Consider the following 17215-nt stretch of genomic DNA (forward strand, 5'->3'; position numbering starts at 1 on the left):
CACCAACCGATCAGACAAGGACGAACACAGCGTGGTGGATCACTCCCCGACCGACGACTCCGGCGACTTCCGCATCGAGCACGACACGATGGGCGAGGTGCGGGTCCCCCGCGACGCCCTCTACGCCGCGCAGACCCAGCGGGCGGTCGAGAACTTCCCGATCTCCGGTGCGGGCCTCGAGCCTGCCCAGATCGCGGCCCTCGCCCGCATCAAGAAGGCGGCGGCGCTGGCCAACGCCGAGCTGGGCGTGCTCGACGCCGACATCGCCACGGCGATCGCCGACGCGGCCGACCTCGTCGTCGGGGGCGGCTACGACGCGCACTTCCCGATCGACGTGTACCAGACCGGCTCGGGCACGTCCTCGAACATGAACATGAACGAGGTGCTGGGCTCGCTGGCGACCACGGCCCTCGGCCGCACCGTGCACCCGAACGACCACGTCAACGCCTCGCAGTCCTCCAACGACGTGTTCCCCACCTCGGTCCACGTCGCCGTCACCGGCGCGCTCATCGAGTCGCTGATCCCCTCGCTCGAGCAGCTCGCCGAGTCGCTCGAGGTCAAGGCGGAGCAGTGGGCCGAGGTCGTCAAGGCCGGCCGCACCCACCTGATGGACGCCACCCCGGTCACGCTCGGCCAGGAGTTCGGCGGCTACGCCGCGCAGATCCGCCTCGGCATCGAGCGCGTGCAGTCGGCGCTCCCCCGCGTCGCCGAGGTCCCGCTCGGCGGCACCGCGGTCGGCACCGGGATCAACACCCCCGCCGGCTTCCCGCAGAAGGTCATCGCGCGCCTCGCGGAGGAGACGGGCCTGCCCGTCACCGAGGCCCGCAACCACTTCGAGGCCCAGGGCGCGCGGGACTCGCTGGTCGAGGCCTCCGGAGCGCTGCGCGTGCTCGCGGTGAGCCTGACCAAGATCAACAACGACCTCCGCTGGATGGGCTCCGGCCCCAACACCGGCCTCGGAGAGCTGCGGATCCCCGACCTCCAGCCCGGATCCTCGATCATGCCCGGCAAGGTGAACCCGGTGATCCCGGAGGCCGTCCTCATGGTCTGCGCGCGCGTGATCGGCAACGACGCCACCATCGCCTGGGCGGGCGCCTCGGGCGCCTTCGAGCTCAACGTCGCGATCCCCGTCATGGGGACGGCGCTGCTGGAGTCGATCCGCCTGCTCGCGAACTCCGCCGTGCTGCTCGCCGACAAGACCGTCGACGGCCTCGAGGCCGACGTCGAGCACGCCCGCGCCCTCGCCGAGTCCTCCCCCTCGATCGTCACCCCGCTCAACAAGGTGATCGGCTACGAGGCCGCCGCCAAGGTCGCGAAGAACTCGGTCGCCAAGGGGATCACCGTCCGAGAGTCGGTCGTGGACCTCGGCTTCGTCGAGCGCGGCGAGGTGACGGAGGAGCAGCTCGACAGCGCCCTCGACGTCATGTCGATGACCCACCCCGGCTGAGCCCGGCCCTCCGACGGCCCGTCCCTGCGCTCGGCGCGGAGGCGGGCCGTCAGAGCACCAGCCAGAACCCCGTGAGCAGGAACGGTCCGAACGCGACCCGTCCGCGGACGCGCAGCACGAGCACCCACAGCCCCGCCACCGCGAAGCCGACAGTGGGCGCGGCGACGACCTGCTCGGGTCCGAGAGCCGCGAGCGGCGGTGCGAGGGCCGCCTGGAGCTTCACGTCGCCGAGGCCCAGCCCGCCCGCCGCATGCAGCACGCCCAGGCACAGCACCGTCGCGAGGACGGCGAGAAGCGTCCCCGCCGTGGGCGCGAGGACGGCTCCGACCAACAGCAGCGGGAGCGTGACCGCGTTCGGGAGCCGGTGCCCGCGCACATCCGCCAGCACCAACGGCACGCTCGCGAGCGCCACCGGGACGAGGCCGGGCGCCCGACCCAGGTGCGGGGCCCCGATCAGGAGGAGCACCAGGGCGCCGAGGAGCAGGGCGGCCCGGTCGAGTAGAGATCCGCGGAGCATCCGCCGAGACTAGGGGGCACCGCCCTCGGGGCGTCGGAGTTCTCCACAGGGCGGCCCGCAGGTGTGCTCGGGCGGCGGCGGGTCCCTCCCCGGCCTCAGTCGCGCGGAGGCAGCGGTCCCAGCAGGAGCGACGCCCAGGCGCCGTGAGCCGACGCGTCGTCGGAGGGGTGGAACTGCCCGGCGAGCACGTCTCGGTAGAGGCGACCGAGCTCCGACCGGCGCTGGTACGCCGAGCCGCCCGCGATCCGGACGGCGCTCTCGACCACGCGGAGCGCTCCTTCCGTGGTGCGGATCTTCACCCCGACCAGCGAGGGGAACCAGCGCGCGCCGCGGTCGACGAGCGCGTCCACGTCGGCCGCCGCCGAGCGCAGGGGCGCCTCGAGCCCGTCGAGCAGCATCCCGGTCTCAGCCACCCGGTGCCGCACCTCGGGGTCCTCCGCCAGTGGCCGCCCTCCCGCCCGGAGGGAGGCCCGTCGGCGGACGGAGGCGACGGCGAGCTCGAGCGCGCGCTGCGCGACACCGAGGTAGACCGAGGAGATCAGCAGCTCGAAGGCCGCGAAGACGGCGAAGACGAAGGGGTCGGCGGTCGGTCCGACGGGCAGCGAGCGGATCATCCGCTCGGCCGGGACGACGACGCCGTCGAGCACCGTCGTGCGGCTCTGGGTCGCCCGCATGCCGAGCGTGTCCCAGTCGTCGCGGACCTCGAGCCCGGCGACCGGCGAGTCCGGGCGCTCACGGTGCACGAAGCCGTGCACGAGCCGCGGCTCCGACCCGCTGTCGTCGCGGCCGAACACACCGAGCCGCGTCCAAGCGGGCGCGAGGGAGGTGAAGACCTTCGTGCCGGTGAAGCGGTAGCCGCCGTCCCCGAGCGGCTCCGCCCGCGTCAGCGAGTCCGAGAGCACCAGGTCGTTGCCCGCCTCGCTGTTGCCGAAGGCGAAGACGTGACCCGCCGCGGCGTCGACGAGGACCGAGCGGAGGGAGTCGTCGCCCCGCTCGAGCAGGAGTCGCGCGATCCCGGTCCAGACCAGGTGCATGTTGACGGCGAGCGCGGTCGCGGGCGCGGCCGTCGCGAGGCGCGTCTGCTCGGCGGCCGCCTGCTCCAGGCCGAGGCCGGCACCGCCGAGCTCCTCGGGGACGAGCAGCGCCAGGTAGCCGATCGAGCGCAGCTCCTCCAGGTCGTCCGCGCAGAACGCGTTGCGCTCGTCGTAGTCGGCCGCGCGGGTGCGGAAGCGCTCGAGGAGCGCGTCGTCGAGGATGCTCACCCGTCCACGCTACGCCCCGGTGCCCTGCAGGGACGCGCCCGGCCCGGGGATCCTCGGATCCCACGGGTCGGACACACGGCGAGCCCGTCAGGCGAGCTCGTTCGACTCCAGCATCTCGGTGACCAGAGCGGCGATCGCCGAGCGCTCGGAGCGGGTCAGCGTGACGTGCGCGAACAGCGGGTGCCCCTTCAGCGTCTCGATCACGGAGGCGACCCCGTCGTGCCGGCCGACCCGGAGGTTGTCGCGCTGCGCCACGTCGTGGGTCAGCACCACCCGGGAGTTCTGCCCGACGCGCGAGAGCACCGTGAGCAGGACGTTCCGCTCCAGCGACTGCGCCTCGTCGACGATCACGAACGCGTCGTGCAGCGAGCGCCCGCGGATGTGCGTGAGCGGCAGCACCTCGAGCATCCCGCGCTCGATCACCTCGTCGAGCACGTTCTGCGACACCAGCGCCCCGAGCGTGTCGAAGACCGCCTGAGCCCAGGGGTTCATCTTCTCGGCGGCGTCGCCGGGCAGGAAGCCGAGGTCCTGGCCGCCCACCGCGTAGAGCGGCCGGAAGACCATGATCTTCTTGTGCTGGCGCTTCTCCAGCACCGCCTCCAGGCCCGCGCAGAGCGCCAGCGCCGACTTGCCGGTGCCGGCCCGGCCGCCGAGCGAGACGATGCCGACCTCCGGGTCGAGCAGCAGGTCGATCGCGAGCCGCTGCTCCGCCGACCGCCCGTGCAGGCCGAACACGTCCTTGTCGCCGCGGACCAGCGTGATCTGCCGCTTGCCGGTGACCCTCGCGAGAGCGGAGCCGCGGTCGGAGTGGACGACGAGTCCGGTGTTGACCGGGATGTCGGCCACGACGTCCGTGAAGAGCCGCTCGCGGTCGTAGAGCTCGCTCATCGCGTCGCCGCCGAGCGTCACGTCGTCCATGCCGGTCCAACCGGACTCGGGGGCCTGCTCGGCCAGGTACTCCTCGGCCGCGAGGCCGATGGAGGCGGCCTTCACGCGCATCGGCATGTCCTTGGACACGACGGTGACCGCGGCGCCCTCGCTCTGCAGGTTGAGCGCGACGGCGAGGATCCTCGCGTCGTTGTCGCCCATCTGGAGCCCGCTCGGCAGCACCGACATGTTCGAGTGGTTGAGCTCGACGCGGAGCGTGCCGCCCCGGCCGACGGCGATGGGGAAGTCGAGGCGCTCGTGCTGCACGCGCAGCTCGTCGAGGCGGCGCAGGGCCTGCCGGGCGAAGTAGCCGATCTCGGGGTCGTTGCGCTTGCCCTCGAGCTCGCTGATGACGACGATCGGCAGCACGACGGCGTGCTCCGCGAACCGGAACATCGAGGAGGGATCCGACAGCAGCACCGAGGTGTCCAGGACGTAGGTGCGGAGGAGCTGATCGGCCGGATCCGAGGAGCCGTGCTGGACACGGCGGTGGACGCCGCCCTGCGTCCCGGTCTGCGGATCCATGCCCTGGGGAACTGTCACGACGACTCTCCACACTCCGGGGGCCGGAGCCCCCGGCTCATGTCCTCGAGCCGGCCTCATCGGTGCGTGTCGTGCACCGCGCAGAGTCCCTTCGGCGTCTGCGCGATGTCGAGCCGTACTTCTGTGGCCGTCTCGACCAGGCGCTGTACCTGATGACTCGAACCTAACCCGGCGAATGACATCCGTGTGCTTCTCACCGCTACGAATGTGTAACCAGTGTGTGAACGCGCGGAATCCGGCCTAGTAGTCGATGCTCGTGGCCGACGAGATCAGGGCGGCGCGGAGCAGCGCGAGGGTCGCGTCGGTGGTGCCGGCGTGCGCGCTGAAGCGGACGGTGCTCGGACGCAGGCGCGCGGTGACGCCGTGCGCGGCGAGGGAGGCCGCCAGCGGGGCCAGTTCCTCCGGCTCCGGCTCGACGACCACGATGCCGGCGCGCTCGTGCTCGCCGCGGGAGCCCACGACCGCCAGCCCGAACTCGTCCGCGAGGTCGACGATCGCGCTGACCCGCTCCGCCACGAGCGCGGCGATCGTCGACTGCCCGACCGCGGCGACCTCCTCCAGCGCCGACGCGAGCCGGGCCTGGGCGATCGGGTCCGGGTTGCTGATGCTGAAGGCGCGGGCGTCGCCGCGCGGCGGAGCCACCTCGTCCCACGGCTCCGCCTGCTCCGATCCCGTCCAGCCGGAGAGCACCGGGGTCAGCCGCGACAGCGCCCGCTCGCTGAGCGCGAGGAAGCCCGTCCCCCAGCCGGCGCGGAGCCACTTCTGGCCGCCGGTGACGACCACGTCCGCCAGCTCGTAGGGCGCGTCGACGACGCCGAAGCCCTGGATCGCGTCGAGGACGAGCATCCGGTCGCCGATCACGTCCCGGATCGCCGCGACGTCCGCGAGGTAGCCGGTGCGGGAGTCGACCAGGCTCACCGCGACGGTCGTCACGTCGTCCGTGAGCTGCTCGCGGACCGCCTCCGGCGTCACCCGTCCCTGCTCGGTCCGCAGCCAGCGGGGCTCCACCGAGCCGAGAGCCTGCGCCGAACGCACCGCCGCGAACGGCAGGCTCGGGAACTCCGCGGCCGACAGCAGCACCGCGCCCGAGGCGCCGAACAGCGCGTGCAGGAGGCCGGTCGAGGTGTTGGGCTGGAAGACGACGCGGTCGGCGGGGACGCGCACGAGCGCCGCCGCCGCCTCCCGGACGCGCTCGTCCTGCCGGAACAGCTCGTCGAGGGTGCCGCTGCGCGCGCGCACCAGCAGCTCGACGGCCGCCTCCTGCTCGGCGGCGACGGTCGCCGAGAGCGGGCCCACCCGGCCGAAGTCGAGGTACCCGGTCTCCTCGCCGAAACCGGCGAGGTAGTCCTCGGTCGTGGTGGAGGTGGCCTCGTTCGAGCTCATGCCGGCCCTTCCGATCGGTGGTGCGGCAGGAGCCGCGAGGTCAGCTGCCGAAGCGGCGGTGCCGTCCGGCGTAGTCGCGGAGCGCGCGGAGGAAGTCGACCTCGCGGATGTCGGGGCCGAGCGCCTCCATGAAGTAGAACTCGCTGTGCGCGCTCTGCCAGAGCATGAAGTCGGAGAGGCGCTGCTCCCCCGAGGTGCGGATGACCAGATCGGGGTCGGGCTGCCCGCTGGTGTACAGGTGCTCGCCGATGAGCTCCGGGGTCAGCAGGCCCGCGACGTCCTCGATGGAGGAGCCGCGCTTGCCGTGCTCCTCCAGGATGCTCCGCACGGCCTGGGCGATCTCGTGCCGCCCGCCGTAGCCGACCGCGAGGTTGACGTGCAGGCCCGTGTGGGAGGCGGTGCGCGCCTCCGCCGTGTCGAGCGCGGCCACGAGCGAGGGCGGGAGGCCCTCGTCGGAGCCGACGTGCTGCACGCGCCAGTCGGGCTGCTGCGAGACCTCCTCGGCGAGGTCGGCGATGATCGCGATCAGCTCGGTCAGCTCGCTGCTGTCGCGGCCGACGAGGTTGTCCTGCGAGAGCAGGTAGAGGGTGACGTGGCGCACACCGAGCTCGTCGCACCACTGCAGGAACTCGTGCACCTTGGCGGCTCCGGCCCGGTGGCCGTGCGCGGCGGTCTCGAGGGCCCGCTGCCGCGCCCAGCGCCGGTTGCCGTCGATGATCATCGCGACGTGGTTCGGCAGGGAGTCGGGGGGAAGGCTCGAGCGGAGGCGCTTCTTGTAGACGCCGTAGAGGAGGTCCCTTCCCACAGGCAGTCTCGGCTTCGGCACAGTGACACGGTAGTCGACCCGGGGCGCTCCTCGAAGCCCGGCGGCGCTCGGCGTCGGCCCGGGACGGCGTCGTAGTCTGTCCGGCATGAGCCAGCGGCCGACGCCTCCCCCGTCCGATCCCCGCGCCCGCACCGACCGCGGCGGAGACGCCGTCGGAGCGGACGGCCCGGACCTGCCCGCCCTCCCCCTCATCGAGGACGCGATCGAGCACGACTCCTCGGCGGAGGTCCGGCCCACCTGGCGCGGCTGGATCCACGCCGGCCTCTTCCCGCTCGCGATCGTCGCCGGAGTGGTGCTGATCGTGGTCGCGGAGGGGACCGCGGCGAAGTGGGCGGCCGCGGTGTTCGCGACCACGTCGCTCCTGCTCTTCGGGAACTCCGCTCTGTACCACCGCTTCGACTGGAAGCCGCGGACGAAGATGATCCTCAAGCGGATCGACCACGCCAACATCTTCCTGCTGATCGCCGGCACCTACACGCCGCTGGCCGTGCTCGCCCTGCCGCCCGCGCAGGGCACGCTCCTGCTGGTCCTGGTCTGGGCGGGGGCGCTGCTCGGGATCGGCTTCCGCGTCTTCTGGATCGGGGCGCCGCGCTGGCTCTACGTGCCGCTCTACCTGCTGCTGGGCTGGGCGGCCGTGATGTACCTCGGTCCGCTCTTCGAGGCCAGCGCGACGATGATGGTGCTCGTCCTCGTCGGCGGGCTCTGCTACTCCGCCGGAGCCGTGATCTACGGGATCAAGAAGCCCAACCCGGTCCCGGGCGTCTTCGGCTTCCACGAGATCTTCCACGCGCTCACTGCCGTGGCGTTCCTCTGCCACTGGACGGCGGCGCTGATCGTCTCGCTCCACCCCGCGTACAACGCCTAGAAAGGCCCGGGCCCACCGCTGTGGGCCGGGCTCAGCCCTCGCTGCGCTCCGCCTCCTCGGCGTCGAGCCGCTCCTTCACCTGGGCGGTGTAGGTGGTCCGCCGCACGCGCCGGACCATGTCGAGCGCGAGGAGGACGGCGGCCAGAGCGATCACGAGCATCGTGATGAAGCCGAAGAGGCCCGGCGTGACCGTGTCCTCGTTGAACTCGGGGCCGGGGGTCGGCACCGTCGTGGAGGCGAGGACGACGGCGCGCTGGGCGCCCTCGAGCAGCGCGGCGATCACGCGCGCACCTCGTCGGCGACGACGACGCCGGAGCCGTCGGGCTCCGGGGGCACCGGGGCGTCCCCCGAGGGCTCGGGGTCGGGAGCGATCGGCGGGACGACCGCGGTCGGGCCCGGGGCGAGCTCGGCCAGGTCGAGACCGGCGAAGAGATCCGTCTCGGGCGTCGGCGCGTCGACCCGGCTCTCGACGAGCTGGAAGTCGTCGGTCGGCCAGGCGGCGTCGATCGCCTCGTGCGGGAGGAAGAAGAAGGCGTTGTCCGGAGCGACCTGGCTGGCGTGGGCCAGCAGGGCCGCATCGCGCCGATCGTGGAAGCCGGAGATCACGACCCGCGTGGTCGCGAGGTACGGGGTGTCCTCGTTCCAGCGCTTCATCTCCTCGAAGACCGACAGGCGCGGGTCCTCCGGGTCGATCGAGCGCAGGTGCTCGGCGATCGCCCGCAGCTTCTGGCCGCTGAAGACGCGGTCGTAGTACAGCTTCGAGACCGACCACGGAGCGCCCGTGTCCCGGTACTCCTCGGCGAGGCCCGCCGCGCGGTAGGCCTCGACGGCGACCTGGTGGGCGCGGATGTGGTCGGGGTGCGGGTAGCCGCCGTTCTCGTCGTAGCTGATGATCACGTGCGGCCGGAACCGGCGGACCAGGCGCACGAGCGGAGCGGCGGCCGTGGCGAGCGGCAGACCCGCGAACGAGGCGGCGTCGACCTTCCCGTCCTCGGGCATGCCGGAGTCGACGAAGCCGAGCCAGGCGTGCTCGACGCCGAGCGCCTCGCGAGCGGCCGCCATCTCGTAGCGGCGGAGGCCGCCGATGTCGCGCTCGGCGTGCGCGCGGGCCTCGAGGCCCTCGTTCAGCACGGAGCCGGCCTCGCCTCCGGTGCAGGAGACCACCATGACCTCGGCGCCCCGCGAGGCGTAGGCGGCCAGTGTCGCCGCGCCCTTGCTCGACTCGTCGTCAGGATGGGCGTGCACGGCGAGGAGGCGCGGAGTGTCCCGCACCTCCGAATCGACGGAGACCTCGACGGCCTGGGACACGATCGCTCGATTCCTCGGGGTTTAATGGGATCGGCGCTCCTGTCCGCGAAGGACGCGCGCCACCCGTCCAGAGTAGACGCATCACCCAGGGAGTTCCGTGGCCGCCCGCACGTCCGAGAGCGTCGAGGGAGCCGCCGCGCCCGCGCTCGATCCGGACGCCGTCCGCGCCGCTGGACCCCTCGCCACCCGCTACGGCCGCACGACGCGCACCCGCCGCGGGAACCGCTGGCTCTTCGGCGGTGTCGCGCTCGCCTTCGTCGCCGTCTTCGCCGCCTGGGTCGTCTGGGCCGGACTCGACGGAGCACGCGGCGGGGTGGACGTCCAGGACACCGCGCACCAGGTCGTGGACGACCGCACCGTCACCGTCTCCTTCGACCTCACCGCGCCCGTCGGCCGCGAGGTCGCCTGCGCGGTCCAGGCCCTCAACGAGCAGTCCGCCGTGGTCGGCTGGCTGGTCGTGGAGTACCCCGCCTCGACGGAGCGCTTCCGCTCCTACACGGAGACCGTCCGCACCACCGAGCTCGCGAACACAGGTTTGATCTCCTCCTGCTGGCTCCCGTAGGCTTGCCCGAAGCCCTGACGGACTCGTCGGGGCCTCGCCATTCCCACCGCCGCCTGACGCCGGCCGTCCCCACCGCCGGACGCGGACACCTCCGCACGGTGCTGCCGGGCGCCGCGAGCGCGGCCCGCAGAGCAGGAGCCCACCATGGCCGACCAGTCACAGGTGACCTGGATGACCCAGGAGTCGTACGACCGCCTCGAGGCGGAGCTCACCGAGCTGTCCACCAACGGACGCGAGGAGATCGCCAAGCGCATCGAGGTCGCCCGCGAGGAGGGCGACCTGAAGGAGAACGGCGGCTACCACGCCGCGAAGGACGAGCAGGGCAAGATCGAGGCCCGCATCCGCCAGCTGACCTCCCTCCTCCGCGAAGCCGAGATCGGCACGCCCCCCGAGAGCCACGGAGTCGTCGAGGCCGGCACCATCATCACCGCCGAGATCGCCGGCGACGTGTCCCGCTTCCTCCTCGGCAACCGCGAGATGGCGGGCGAGAGCGACCTCGACGTCTACAGCCCCCAGAGCCCCCTCGGATCGGCGATCATGGGCCTGAACGTCGGCGACACCGCCCGCTTCACGGCACCCAACGGGCGGGAGATCGAGGTCCGCGTCGCCAACGTCGAGACCTGGTCCGGCCACTGATCGCACGTCGCGGCGCTCTCCGCGGCGTTGTCGTCGGGCGCGATACCGCCGGTACCGCTTCCTCCTCCGCCTTGCGGAGAACGCCGCGACGCACGATCAGCCCTCTCCAGACGGGGGGCGCCGGCTTCGCGGCGACAGCGTCGGGCGCGACACCGCCGGTACCGCTTCCTCCTCCGCCTTGCGGAGAACGCCGCGACGCACGATCAGCCCTCTCCAGACAGGGGGCGCCGGCTTCGCGGCGACAGCGTCGGGCGCGACACCGCCGGTACCGCTTCCTCCTCCGCCTCGCAAAGCCGCGACGCACGATCAGCCCTCTCCAGACGGGAGCAGCGGGGCGCCGGCTTCGCGGCGACAGCGTCGGGCGCGACACCGCCGGTACCGCTTCCTCCTCCGCCTTGCGGAGAACGCCACGACACACGATCAGCCCTCTCCAGACGGGGGGGGCGCCGGCTTCGCGGCGAGGGCGAGGGCGCGAGATCGCCGGTACCGGCTTCGTCCTCCGCTCTGCGGAGAACACCGCGGCGCCCACAGGCGGTCAGTTGCGGGAGATGCGGGGGGCGTAGCCGGCGTCGGTGAGGACCTGGATGACGCGGTCGGCGTGCTCGGGGCCGCGGGTCTCGACGCTGATCTCGATCTCGACCTCGCTGATCTGCAGGCCCCGGCCGTGTCGGGTGTGCAGCACCTCGACCACGTTCGCGTTCGCCTCCGAGATGAGCTCCGCGATGCGCGACAGCTGCCCCGGACGATCCGGCAGGCCGATGCTCATCTTGAGGTAGCGCTCCGACGCGGCCAGGCCCCGGCTGATCACCCGCTCCATCATCAGCGGATCGATGTTGCCGCCCGACAGGATGACCGCGGTCGCTCCGGCGTCGCGGATCTTCCCCGTCAGGATCGCCGCGATGCCCACCGCGCCCGCGGGCTCCACCACGAGCTTCGCCCGCTCCAGCAGCACCAGCAGAGCCCGGGCGATGTCGTCGTCCTCGACGGTGACGACCTCGTCCACCATCTCGCGGACGATCGCGAAGTTCAGCTGCCCGGGCTTCGCCACGGCGATGCCGTCGGCGATCGTCGGAGAGATCGTGATCGCGGTCGGCTCGCCGCTCGCGAGCGAGAGCGGGTACGGCGCCGCGTTGGCCGCCTGCACGCCGATGACGCGGAGCGTGCGCCCCTCCTCGGCCGCCTTCTGCTTGGCCGCCGATGCGACCCCGGCGATGAGGCCGCCCCCGCCGATGGGCACCACGATGGTCTCGACGGCGGGGGCCTGCTCGAGGATCTCGAGGCCGACCGTGCCCTGCCCGGTGATCACGTCGGGGTGGTCGTAGGGAGGAACGAAGACCGCGCCGGTGCGCTCGGCGAACTCCGCCGCCGCCGCGAGCGCCTCGTTGAAGATGTGCCCGCTCAGCACCACGTCCGCGCCGTAGTCGCGGGTGGCCGCGAGCTTAGGCAGCGCGACGCCGATCGGCATGAAGATCGTGGCCTTGATCCCCAGCTCCCGCGCCGCGTAGGCGACGCCTTGCGCGTGGTTGCCGGCCGAGGCCGCCACGACTCCGCGGGCCCGCTCCTCCGGGGTGAGCCGCGACATCCGGAACACGGCTCCGCGGATCTTGTAGGAGCCGGTGCGCTGGAGGTTCTCGCACTTGAGGAACACGGGCGAGCCGAGGACCTGCGCGAGGAAGGTGCTCGTCTCCATGGGGGTGGCGGCGATGACGGGGGCGAGGACGGCGCGGGCCGCCTCGAACTCGTGGAGGGCGGGTCCGACGACGCGGCTAGTCTGCATGCTCTGCGGCAACTCTCTCGGGGGTTCGGGTCGGCGAGCGCCAGGCTCCGCTCGCGACGTACTTGACCATGACGTTGAGCGTGGCCACGACGGGCACCGCGAAGAAGGCGCCGGCGATGCCGCCGATGATCGAGCCTCCTGCCACCGCGAGCACGACGGCCAGCGGGTGGACCTTGACCGCCGACCCCATGATCAGCGGCTGGAGGATGTGGCCCTCGAGCTGCTGCACCGCGAGGACGACGATCAGCAGGAAGAGCGCGATCAGCGGTCCGTTGTAGACCAGCGCGATGAAGACGGCCAGCGCCCCGGTCACCACGGCGCCGATGACCGGCACGAAGGAGCCGAGGAAGACGAGCACGCCGATCGGGATGGCCAACGGGACGCCGAGGAGGAAGGAGCCGAGGCCGATGCCGACCGCGTCGACGAAGGCGACCAGGATCTGCACCTTCACGAAGTTGGTCAGCGTCACCCACCCTGCGCGGCCGGCGCCGTCGACGGCTCCGCGGGCGCGGCGCGGGAAGAGGCGGACGACCCAGCTCCAGATGTTCGGCCCGTCGATGAGGATGAACAGCGTCGAGAAGAGGGTGAGCAGCACGCCCGTCAGCAGGTGGCCGACGGTCGAGCCGACGCTGAGCGCGCCGCTGACCAGCATCCCCGAGTCCTGCTGCAGGGCCGTGAGCGCCTGCTGCGCGTACTGGTTGATGTCGGTCTCGGTGAGGTGGAGCGGCGACTCGAGGAGGAAGGCCTTGAAGTCGTCGTAGGACTGCACCGTCTGCCGGCTGAGGTCGTCGAAGCCGGAGTAGACCTGGGTGACGACGAGGAAGAGGAGCCCGCCGATCACCAAGACGATCCCCAGCTCCGCCAGGACGACGGCGGCCCACTTGGGCCAGCGGTGGCGCTGGAGGAAGCTCGAGAACGGCACGAGCAGGGCGGCGATCACGATCGCGAGCAGGAGCGGGATGACGATCAGCCGCAGCTCGATGACGAGCAGCACCAGCACCGCGAGCGCCGCGACCACGACGAGGACGCGCCAGGCCCAGGCGCCGGCGATGCGCATCCCGTCGCTCACGAAGGCCGAATCGGCGACGGGAGCGGGCCGGGAGGGGGCGGCCGGGGCGGCGGGCGCGGCGGGCTGGACGGCGCGCGGGCCGGAGGTGCGGCGGGACCTGCCGAGTCTCATCTGTCCAGACTAGGCCCCGGCGCATACCCCGCGCGGTATCCCCGGGGAGTGCTCATGCGGCGGCGCCGACCGCCGCCTGCTCCGGTGCCGGACCGACCGCCACCGGGCGCCGCGCGGGCAGCACGCCGACCCGCTCCCCCGGCTCGAGGCGATGCCCCGACGCGTGCTGGACCGTGACCTCCTCGCCCGTCGACAGCCGGACTGTCGAGCGCCGCACCGGCCCCAGGAAGCTCGAGGCGAGGACGACTCCGGACAGGGAGTCGGGAGCGCCGTCGGCCACGACGGCGAGGTCCTCGGGGCGGAGGAACACCGACACGGGCCCGTCCGCTACCGCCGCGTCGACGAGCGGCAGGCGCACGCCGAGCGCGAGGACCGATCCCGACGAGACCGTCCCCGCGACCACCGTCGAGAGGCCGACGAAGCGGGCCGTGAAGGCGGTCGCCGGGCGCGCGTAGAGGTCCTCCGGCGCGCCCAGCTGCTCGATCCGCCCGGCGTTCATCACCGCGACGCGGTCGGCGACGGCGAGCGCCTCCTCCTGGTCGTGCGTGACGAAGAACGTGGTGATCCCGATCTCGGACTGCAGGCGCTTGATCTCGTCGCGCAGCTGGACGCGGACCTTCGCGTCGAGGGCAGACAGCGGCTCGTCCAGCAGCAGCACCCGCGGCCGCGTGACGAGGGCGCGCGCGAGCGCCACCCGCTGCTGCTGGCCGCCGGAGAGCTCGTGCGCGTAGCGGTCGCCGAGGGCGCCGAGGCCCACGACCTCCAGCGCCTCCCCCGCGGCCGCCCGGCGCTCGCGCGCCCCGACTCCCCGGGTGCGCAGCCCGAACTCGACGTTCTCGCGCGCCCGCAGGTGCGGGAAGAGCGAGTACGACTGGAAGACCATGCCCATGTCGCGCTTCGCGACGGGAACGTGGGCGACGTCCTCCTCGTCGACGAGGATCCGCCCCGCGTCGATCCGCTCGAGACCGCTGAGGGCGCGCAGGGCTGTGGTCTTGCCGCAGCCGGAGGGGCCGAGCAGCGCGATGAACTCACCCGGGGCCACGTCGAACGAGACGCCGTCGAGCGCTCGCGCGGAGCCGTAGTGCCGCTCCACGTCGACGAAGCGCACGCGGGCGCCGGGGAGGGTGGGAGCGGTCACGAGGAGCCTTTCGAGGAGCGCGCCCGGCCCGTCGGCAGGCCGATCCGCGCGAGGCGGCCGATCCCGAGCAGGAGGGCGAAGGCGAAGAGGAGCGAGAGCAGCGAGAAGATCACGGCGACGTAGGCGTCGGACTTCGACACCTGCACCAGGCCGGTCTGGAGGGTGGTGCGGCTGAGGAGCGAGGCGATCGTGTACTCGCCGAGGACGACTGCGACGGTGATCAGCGCGGCCGCGACCAGGCCCCGGCGCAGGTTCGGCAGGAGGACCCTCCCGAGCACCGCGAGCGGGCCCGCGCCGAGCGAGCGGGCCGCTTCCGAGAGCGTCACGGCGTCGAGACCGGCGAGGTCCGCCGCCACGGCGCGGTAGGCGTAGGGCAGGACCAGCACCCCGTAGGCGAGAGCGAGCGTCCACGGCGCGGAGCCGGCGAGCCGGGTGACCACGGAGTAGACCGGCGCGAGGCCGACGACGAGGACGATGGCGGGCACGGTCAGCGGGAGCAGGCAGACCAGCTCCAGAGCCCGGCGCAGGCGCGGGAGCCGGATCTCGACGAGCAGCATCGTCGGCACCAGCAGGACCAGGACGATGAGGGCGGTGACGACGGCGAGGACCAGCGAGTTGCCGATCCCCTGGAACAGCGAGCGGTAGGCGCGCTCGTTCTCCGGGTCGAGGATCGCCGTCCAGTGCGAGAGGTCGTGGCCGCCGGCGCCGCGGAGCGTGAACTCCGCCATCGCGACGATCGGGACGGCGAACACCAGCCCGGTGATCACGAGCACCGCCCCGGACAGGAGCCGCGCGGGCCTCATCGCTGCCACCGCCGGGCCCGGCGCTGCAGCAGCGCGTACCCGGACATCAGGACCACCATCACCGCGAGCATCCCGAGCGCGAGGGCGCCCGCGAGGTTCTCGCGGCCCAGCACCGTCTCGCTGACCAGCGCGGCGCGGATCTGCAGGGGGACGATCTGCGCGCCCTGGCTGATCAGCGCCGCCGCGGTGGCGAAGGAGGAGAACGCGTTCGCGAACAGCAGCAGGACGCAGCCGAGGAACGACGGCGCCAGCACCGGGAGGGCGACGTGCAGCCAGTAGCCGAGCCGGCCCCCGCCGAGCACCGCGTTCGCCTCGGCCCACTCCGGGCGCAGACCCTCGAGCGCGGGCAGGAACGTGAGCACCATCAGGGGCACCTGGAAGTAGAGGTAGGGCAGGACGAGCCCGGGAAGCTGGTAGAGCCACACGCCGTCGGCGTAGAGGTCGACGCCCGCTCCCGCGAGGAGGGTGGTCACCAGCCCCTGCACGCCGATCGTCGCGATGAAGGCGAACGCGAGCATCACACCGCCGAACTGCGCGAGGACGCTCGCCGCCGCATCGACGACGGTCCGGAGCGCCCCGCGCGGATCGGAGCCGAGCAGGGCCAGGCACACGACCGCGCCCAGCACCGCGCCGACGACGGCGGTGACGGCCGAGAGCCCGAGCGACGCGCCGAAGGCGGACAGCACGACAGGATCCCCGAGCGCCAGCACGTTCGCCGTGGTGAAGCGGCCGTCTCCGTCCGTGAATCCGGTCGCCACCGCGAGGACCGTGGGGACGGCCAGGAACAGCAGGACGTAGAGCGCGAAGGGGGCGACGCCCAGCACGGCCGGGGTGCCGCGCCGTCCCCGGAGCGCGGACGCCCCGGAGACGGCCTCAGCGGGAGCGGTGGTCACTGGATCGCCGCGGCCCACTTCTCGGCGAGGAGCGACGAGGCCGCCTCGGTCTGCTCCTCCGTGAACTGGACGAGGTCGGAGGGAGCGGCGCCGACGGCGTCGAGCGCGTCCTGGTCGACCGTGCCGGCCTCGGTCATCGCGGCCAGGCGCACCGGGTAGGCGCCGGCGGCGAGGTAGAGGTTCTGCGCGGCGTCGGAGTAGAGGTACTCCTGCCAGAGCCGCGCGGCCGCGGGGTGCGGAGCGTCGGCGTTGACCGCCTGGTTGTAGTAGCTGCCGACGGCGGAGCCCGGGAGGACGGTCGTCGTCCACTCGCGGGTGCCCTCGTTCGCCTTCCCGGCGGCGAGGTTGTTGTAGCTCCAGTCGAAGACGACAGGGGTCTCGCCCGAGGCGATGGTGGCGTCGGTCGGGTCCAGCGGCAGGAAGTTGCCGGCGTCGTTCAGCTTCTCGAAGAAGTCGATCCCCGCCTGGACGTCGTCGGCGGAGCCGCCGGACTGGAGAGCCGCGAGCTGCACTGCGGCCGCGGCGGCTCCCGCCTGGGTCGGGTCGCCGTTGATCGCGACCGAGCCGCGGTAGTCGGCGCCGAGGAGGTCCTCGAGCGACGTGGGCGCAGGCACCGCGGCCGCGTCGAACCCGATCGACATCAGGCCGGTGTAGTCGTTCACCCAGAGGCCCGACTCCTCCTTGTTCCCCTCGGGGATGTCGTCCCAGGACTCGACCTTGTACGGCGCGAACACGTCCGTGTTCGCCAGAGCGACGGCCGGCCCGAGGTCGAACACGTCGGGAGCGGTGTCCTGCCCGGCGAGGTTCTCCGCCGTGCTGATCTCCTCCGCGGAGGAGACGTCGGGGTCGGCGGAGTTCACGGTGATGCCGTACTCGTCCTCGAAGCCGCTGATCAGCTCGCCGTAGTTCGCCCAGGTGTCGGGCAGGGCGATGACGTTGAGCTCGCCCTCGGCCTTCGCGGCCTCGACCAGGGCGTCCAGCCCGCCGAGGTCCGCGGCGGATGTGGCGGACGCCGCGTCCGCGCCGCCGCCGTCGGACGAGGCGGTGGCGCCGCCGGAGCAGGCCGAGAGCGTGAAGACGAGGGCGGTGCCGGCGGCGGCGACCGCGGCGGTGCGCGACAGGCGCTGAATGGTCAAGGGTCCTCCAGG

At 72.7% G+C, this 17215-nt stretch carries 17 protein-coding genes; 4 read left to right on the top strand and 13 right to left on the bottom strand.

Going from position 1 to position 17215, the window contains the following annotated elements; all coding sequences use genetic code 11:
- The first annotated feature begins 31 nt into the window (after positions 1 to 31).
- The gene (locus tag C5C29_RS01005) at positions 32 to 1447 is read left to right on the top strand and encodes an aspartate ammonia-lyase (RefSeq protein WP_104224420.1); all 1416 of its coding nucleotides are present in this window, start codon (positions 32 to 34) and stop codon (positions 1445 to 1447) included.
- A gap of 49 nt (positions 1448 to 1496) precedes the next feature.
- On the opposite strand, the gene C5C29_RS01010 is transcribed toward C5C29_RS01005, so the two are convergent.
- The 5 genes from C5C29_RS01010 to C5C29_RS01030 all read right to left on the bottom strand — a co-directional run bounded on the left by C5C29_RS01010 (position 1497) and on the right by C5C29_RS01030 (position 6884).
- The gene (locus C5C29_RS01010; protein WP_104224421.1) at positions 1497 to 1964 is read right to left on the bottom strand and encodes a prepilin peptidase; all 468 of its coding nucleotides are present in this window, start codon (positions 1962 to 1964) and stop codon (positions 1497 to 1499) included.
- Positions 1965 to 2059: 95 nt separating this feature from the next.
- Complete coding sequence (locus C5C29_RS01015; protein ID WP_104224422.1) at positions 2060 to 3226, bottom strand: acyl-CoA dehydrogenase family protein; 1167 nt, start codon at positions 3224 to 3226, stop codon at positions 2060 to 2062.
- Between the two features lie 87 nt (positions 3227 to 3313).
- Positions 3314 to 4678, bottom strand: a complete 1365-nt coding sequence (locus C5C29_RS01020; protein ID WP_104224423.1) for a PhoH family protein — start codon at positions 4676 to 4678, stop codon at positions 3314 to 3316.
- 258 nt (positions 4679 to 4936) lie between these two features.
- Complete coding sequence (locus tag C5C29_RS01025) at positions 4937 to 6079, bottom strand: aminotransferase class V-fold PLP-dependent enzyme (protein WP_104224424.1); 1143 nt, start codon at positions 6077 to 6079, stop codon at positions 4937 to 4939.
- Between the two features lie 40 nt (positions 6080 to 6119).
- Positions 6120 to 6884 carry an isoprenyl transferase gene (locus C5C29_RS01030; protein WP_279630826.1) on the bottom strand — a complete coding sequence of 255 codons (765 nt, stop codon included), beginning with the start codon at positions 6882 to 6884 and terminating at the stop codon, positions 6120 to 6122.
- 106 nt (positions 6885 to 6990) lie between these two features.
- On the opposite strand from C5C29_RS01030, the gene C5C29_RS01035 reads away from it, so the two are divergent.
- Positions 6991 to 7770: a hemolysin III family protein gene (locus tag C5C29_RS01035; RefSeq protein WP_104224425.1), complete on the top strand. Its 780-nt coding sequence runs from the start codon at positions 6991 to 6993 to the stop codon at positions 7768 to 7770.
- Between the two features lie 31 nt (positions 7771 to 7801).
- Here the strand turns inward: C5C29_RS01035 and C5C29_RS01040 are convergent, their stop codons facing one another.
- A complete protein-coding gene (locus tag C5C29_RS01040) occupies positions 7802 to 8053 on the bottom strand; it encodes a hypothetical protein (protein ID WP_104224426.1) in 252 nt (83 codons plus the stop codon).
- Positions 8050 to 9078 carry a mycothiol conjugate amidase Mca gene (mca, locus tag C5C29_RS01045; protein WP_258062346.1) on the bottom strand — a complete coding sequence of 343 codons (1029 nt, stop codon included), beginning with the start codon at positions 9076 to 9078 and terminating at the stop codon, positions 8050 to 8052. The genes C5C29_RS01040 and mca overlap by 4 nt, the downstream gene beginning before the upstream one ends.
- 97 nt (positions 9079 to 9175) lie before the next feature.
- Between mca and C5C29_RS01050 the strand changes: the two genes are divergently transcribed.
- Together C5C29_RS01050 and greA are read left to right on the top strand one after the other, a co-directional pair.
- The gene (locus C5C29_RS01050) at positions 9176 to 9640 is read left to right on the top strand and encodes a DUF4307 domain-containing protein (RefSeq protein WP_104224427.1); all 465 of its coding nucleotides are present in this window, start codon (positions 9176 to 9178) and stop codon (positions 9638 to 9640) included.
- Positions 9641 to 9784: 144 nt separating this feature from the next.
- The gene (gene greA, locus C5C29_RS01055) at positions 9785 to 10276 is read left to right on the top strand and encodes a transcription elongation factor GreA (protein ID WP_104224428.1); all 492 of its coding nucleotides are present in this window, start codon (positions 9785 to 9787) and stop codon (positions 10274 to 10276) included.
- A gap of 535 nt (positions 10277 to 10811) precedes the next feature.
- On the opposite strand, the gene ilvA is transcribed toward greA, so the two are convergent.
- From ilvA to C5C29_RS01085, 6 genes are read right to left on the bottom strand one after another with little or no spacing between them, the layout of a single operon-like run.
- Positions 10812 to 12053 carry a threonine ammonia-lyase gene (ilvA, locus tag C5C29_RS01060; protein WP_104224429.1) on the bottom strand — a complete coding sequence of 414 codons (1242 nt, stop codon included), beginning with the start codon at positions 12051 to 12053 and terminating at the stop codon, positions 10812 to 10814.
- Positions 12043 to 13233, bottom strand: coding sequence for an AI-2E family transporter (locus tag C5C29_RS01065; RefSeq protein WP_104224430.1), 1191 nt, complete (start codon positions 13231 to 13233; stop codon positions 12043 to 12045). The genes ilvA and C5C29_RS01065 overlap by 11 nt, the downstream gene beginning before the upstream one ends.
- 52 nt (positions 13234 to 13285) lie before the next feature.
- A complete protein-coding gene (locus C5C29_RS01070; protein WP_104224431.1) occupies positions 13286 to 14371 on the bottom strand; it encodes an ABC transporter ATP-binding protein in 1086 nt (361 codons plus the stop codon).
- Positions 14368 to 15174, bottom strand: coding sequence for an ABC transporter permease (locus C5C29_RS01075; RefSeq protein WP_104224432.1), 807 nt, complete (start codon positions 15172 to 15174; stop codon positions 14368 to 14370). The genes C5C29_RS01070 and C5C29_RS01075 overlap by 4 nt, the downstream gene beginning before the upstream one ends.
- Entirely contained in the window at positions 15171 to 16067 is an 897-nt protein-coding gene (locus C5C29_RS01080) for an ABC transporter permease subunit (protein WP_104224458.1), read from the bottom strand. The genes C5C29_RS01075 and C5C29_RS01080 overlap by 4 nt, the downstream gene beginning before the upstream one ends.
- The gene (locus C5C29_RS01085; RefSeq protein ID WP_104224433.1) at positions 16064 to 17203 is read right to left on the bottom strand and encodes an ABC transporter substrate-binding protein; all 1140 of its coding nucleotides are present in this window, start codon (positions 17201 to 17203) and stop codon (positions 16064 to 16066) included. The genes C5C29_RS01080 and C5C29_RS01085 overlap by 4 nt, the downstream gene beginning before the upstream one ends.
- Between the last annotated feature and the right edge of the window lie 12 nt (positions 17204 to 17215).

Source organism: Rathayibacter sp. AY1H2 (genome assembly GCF_002931985.1).
Classification (GTDB): Bacteria; Actinomycetota; Actinomycetes; order Actinomycetales; family Microbacteriaceae; genus Rathayibacter.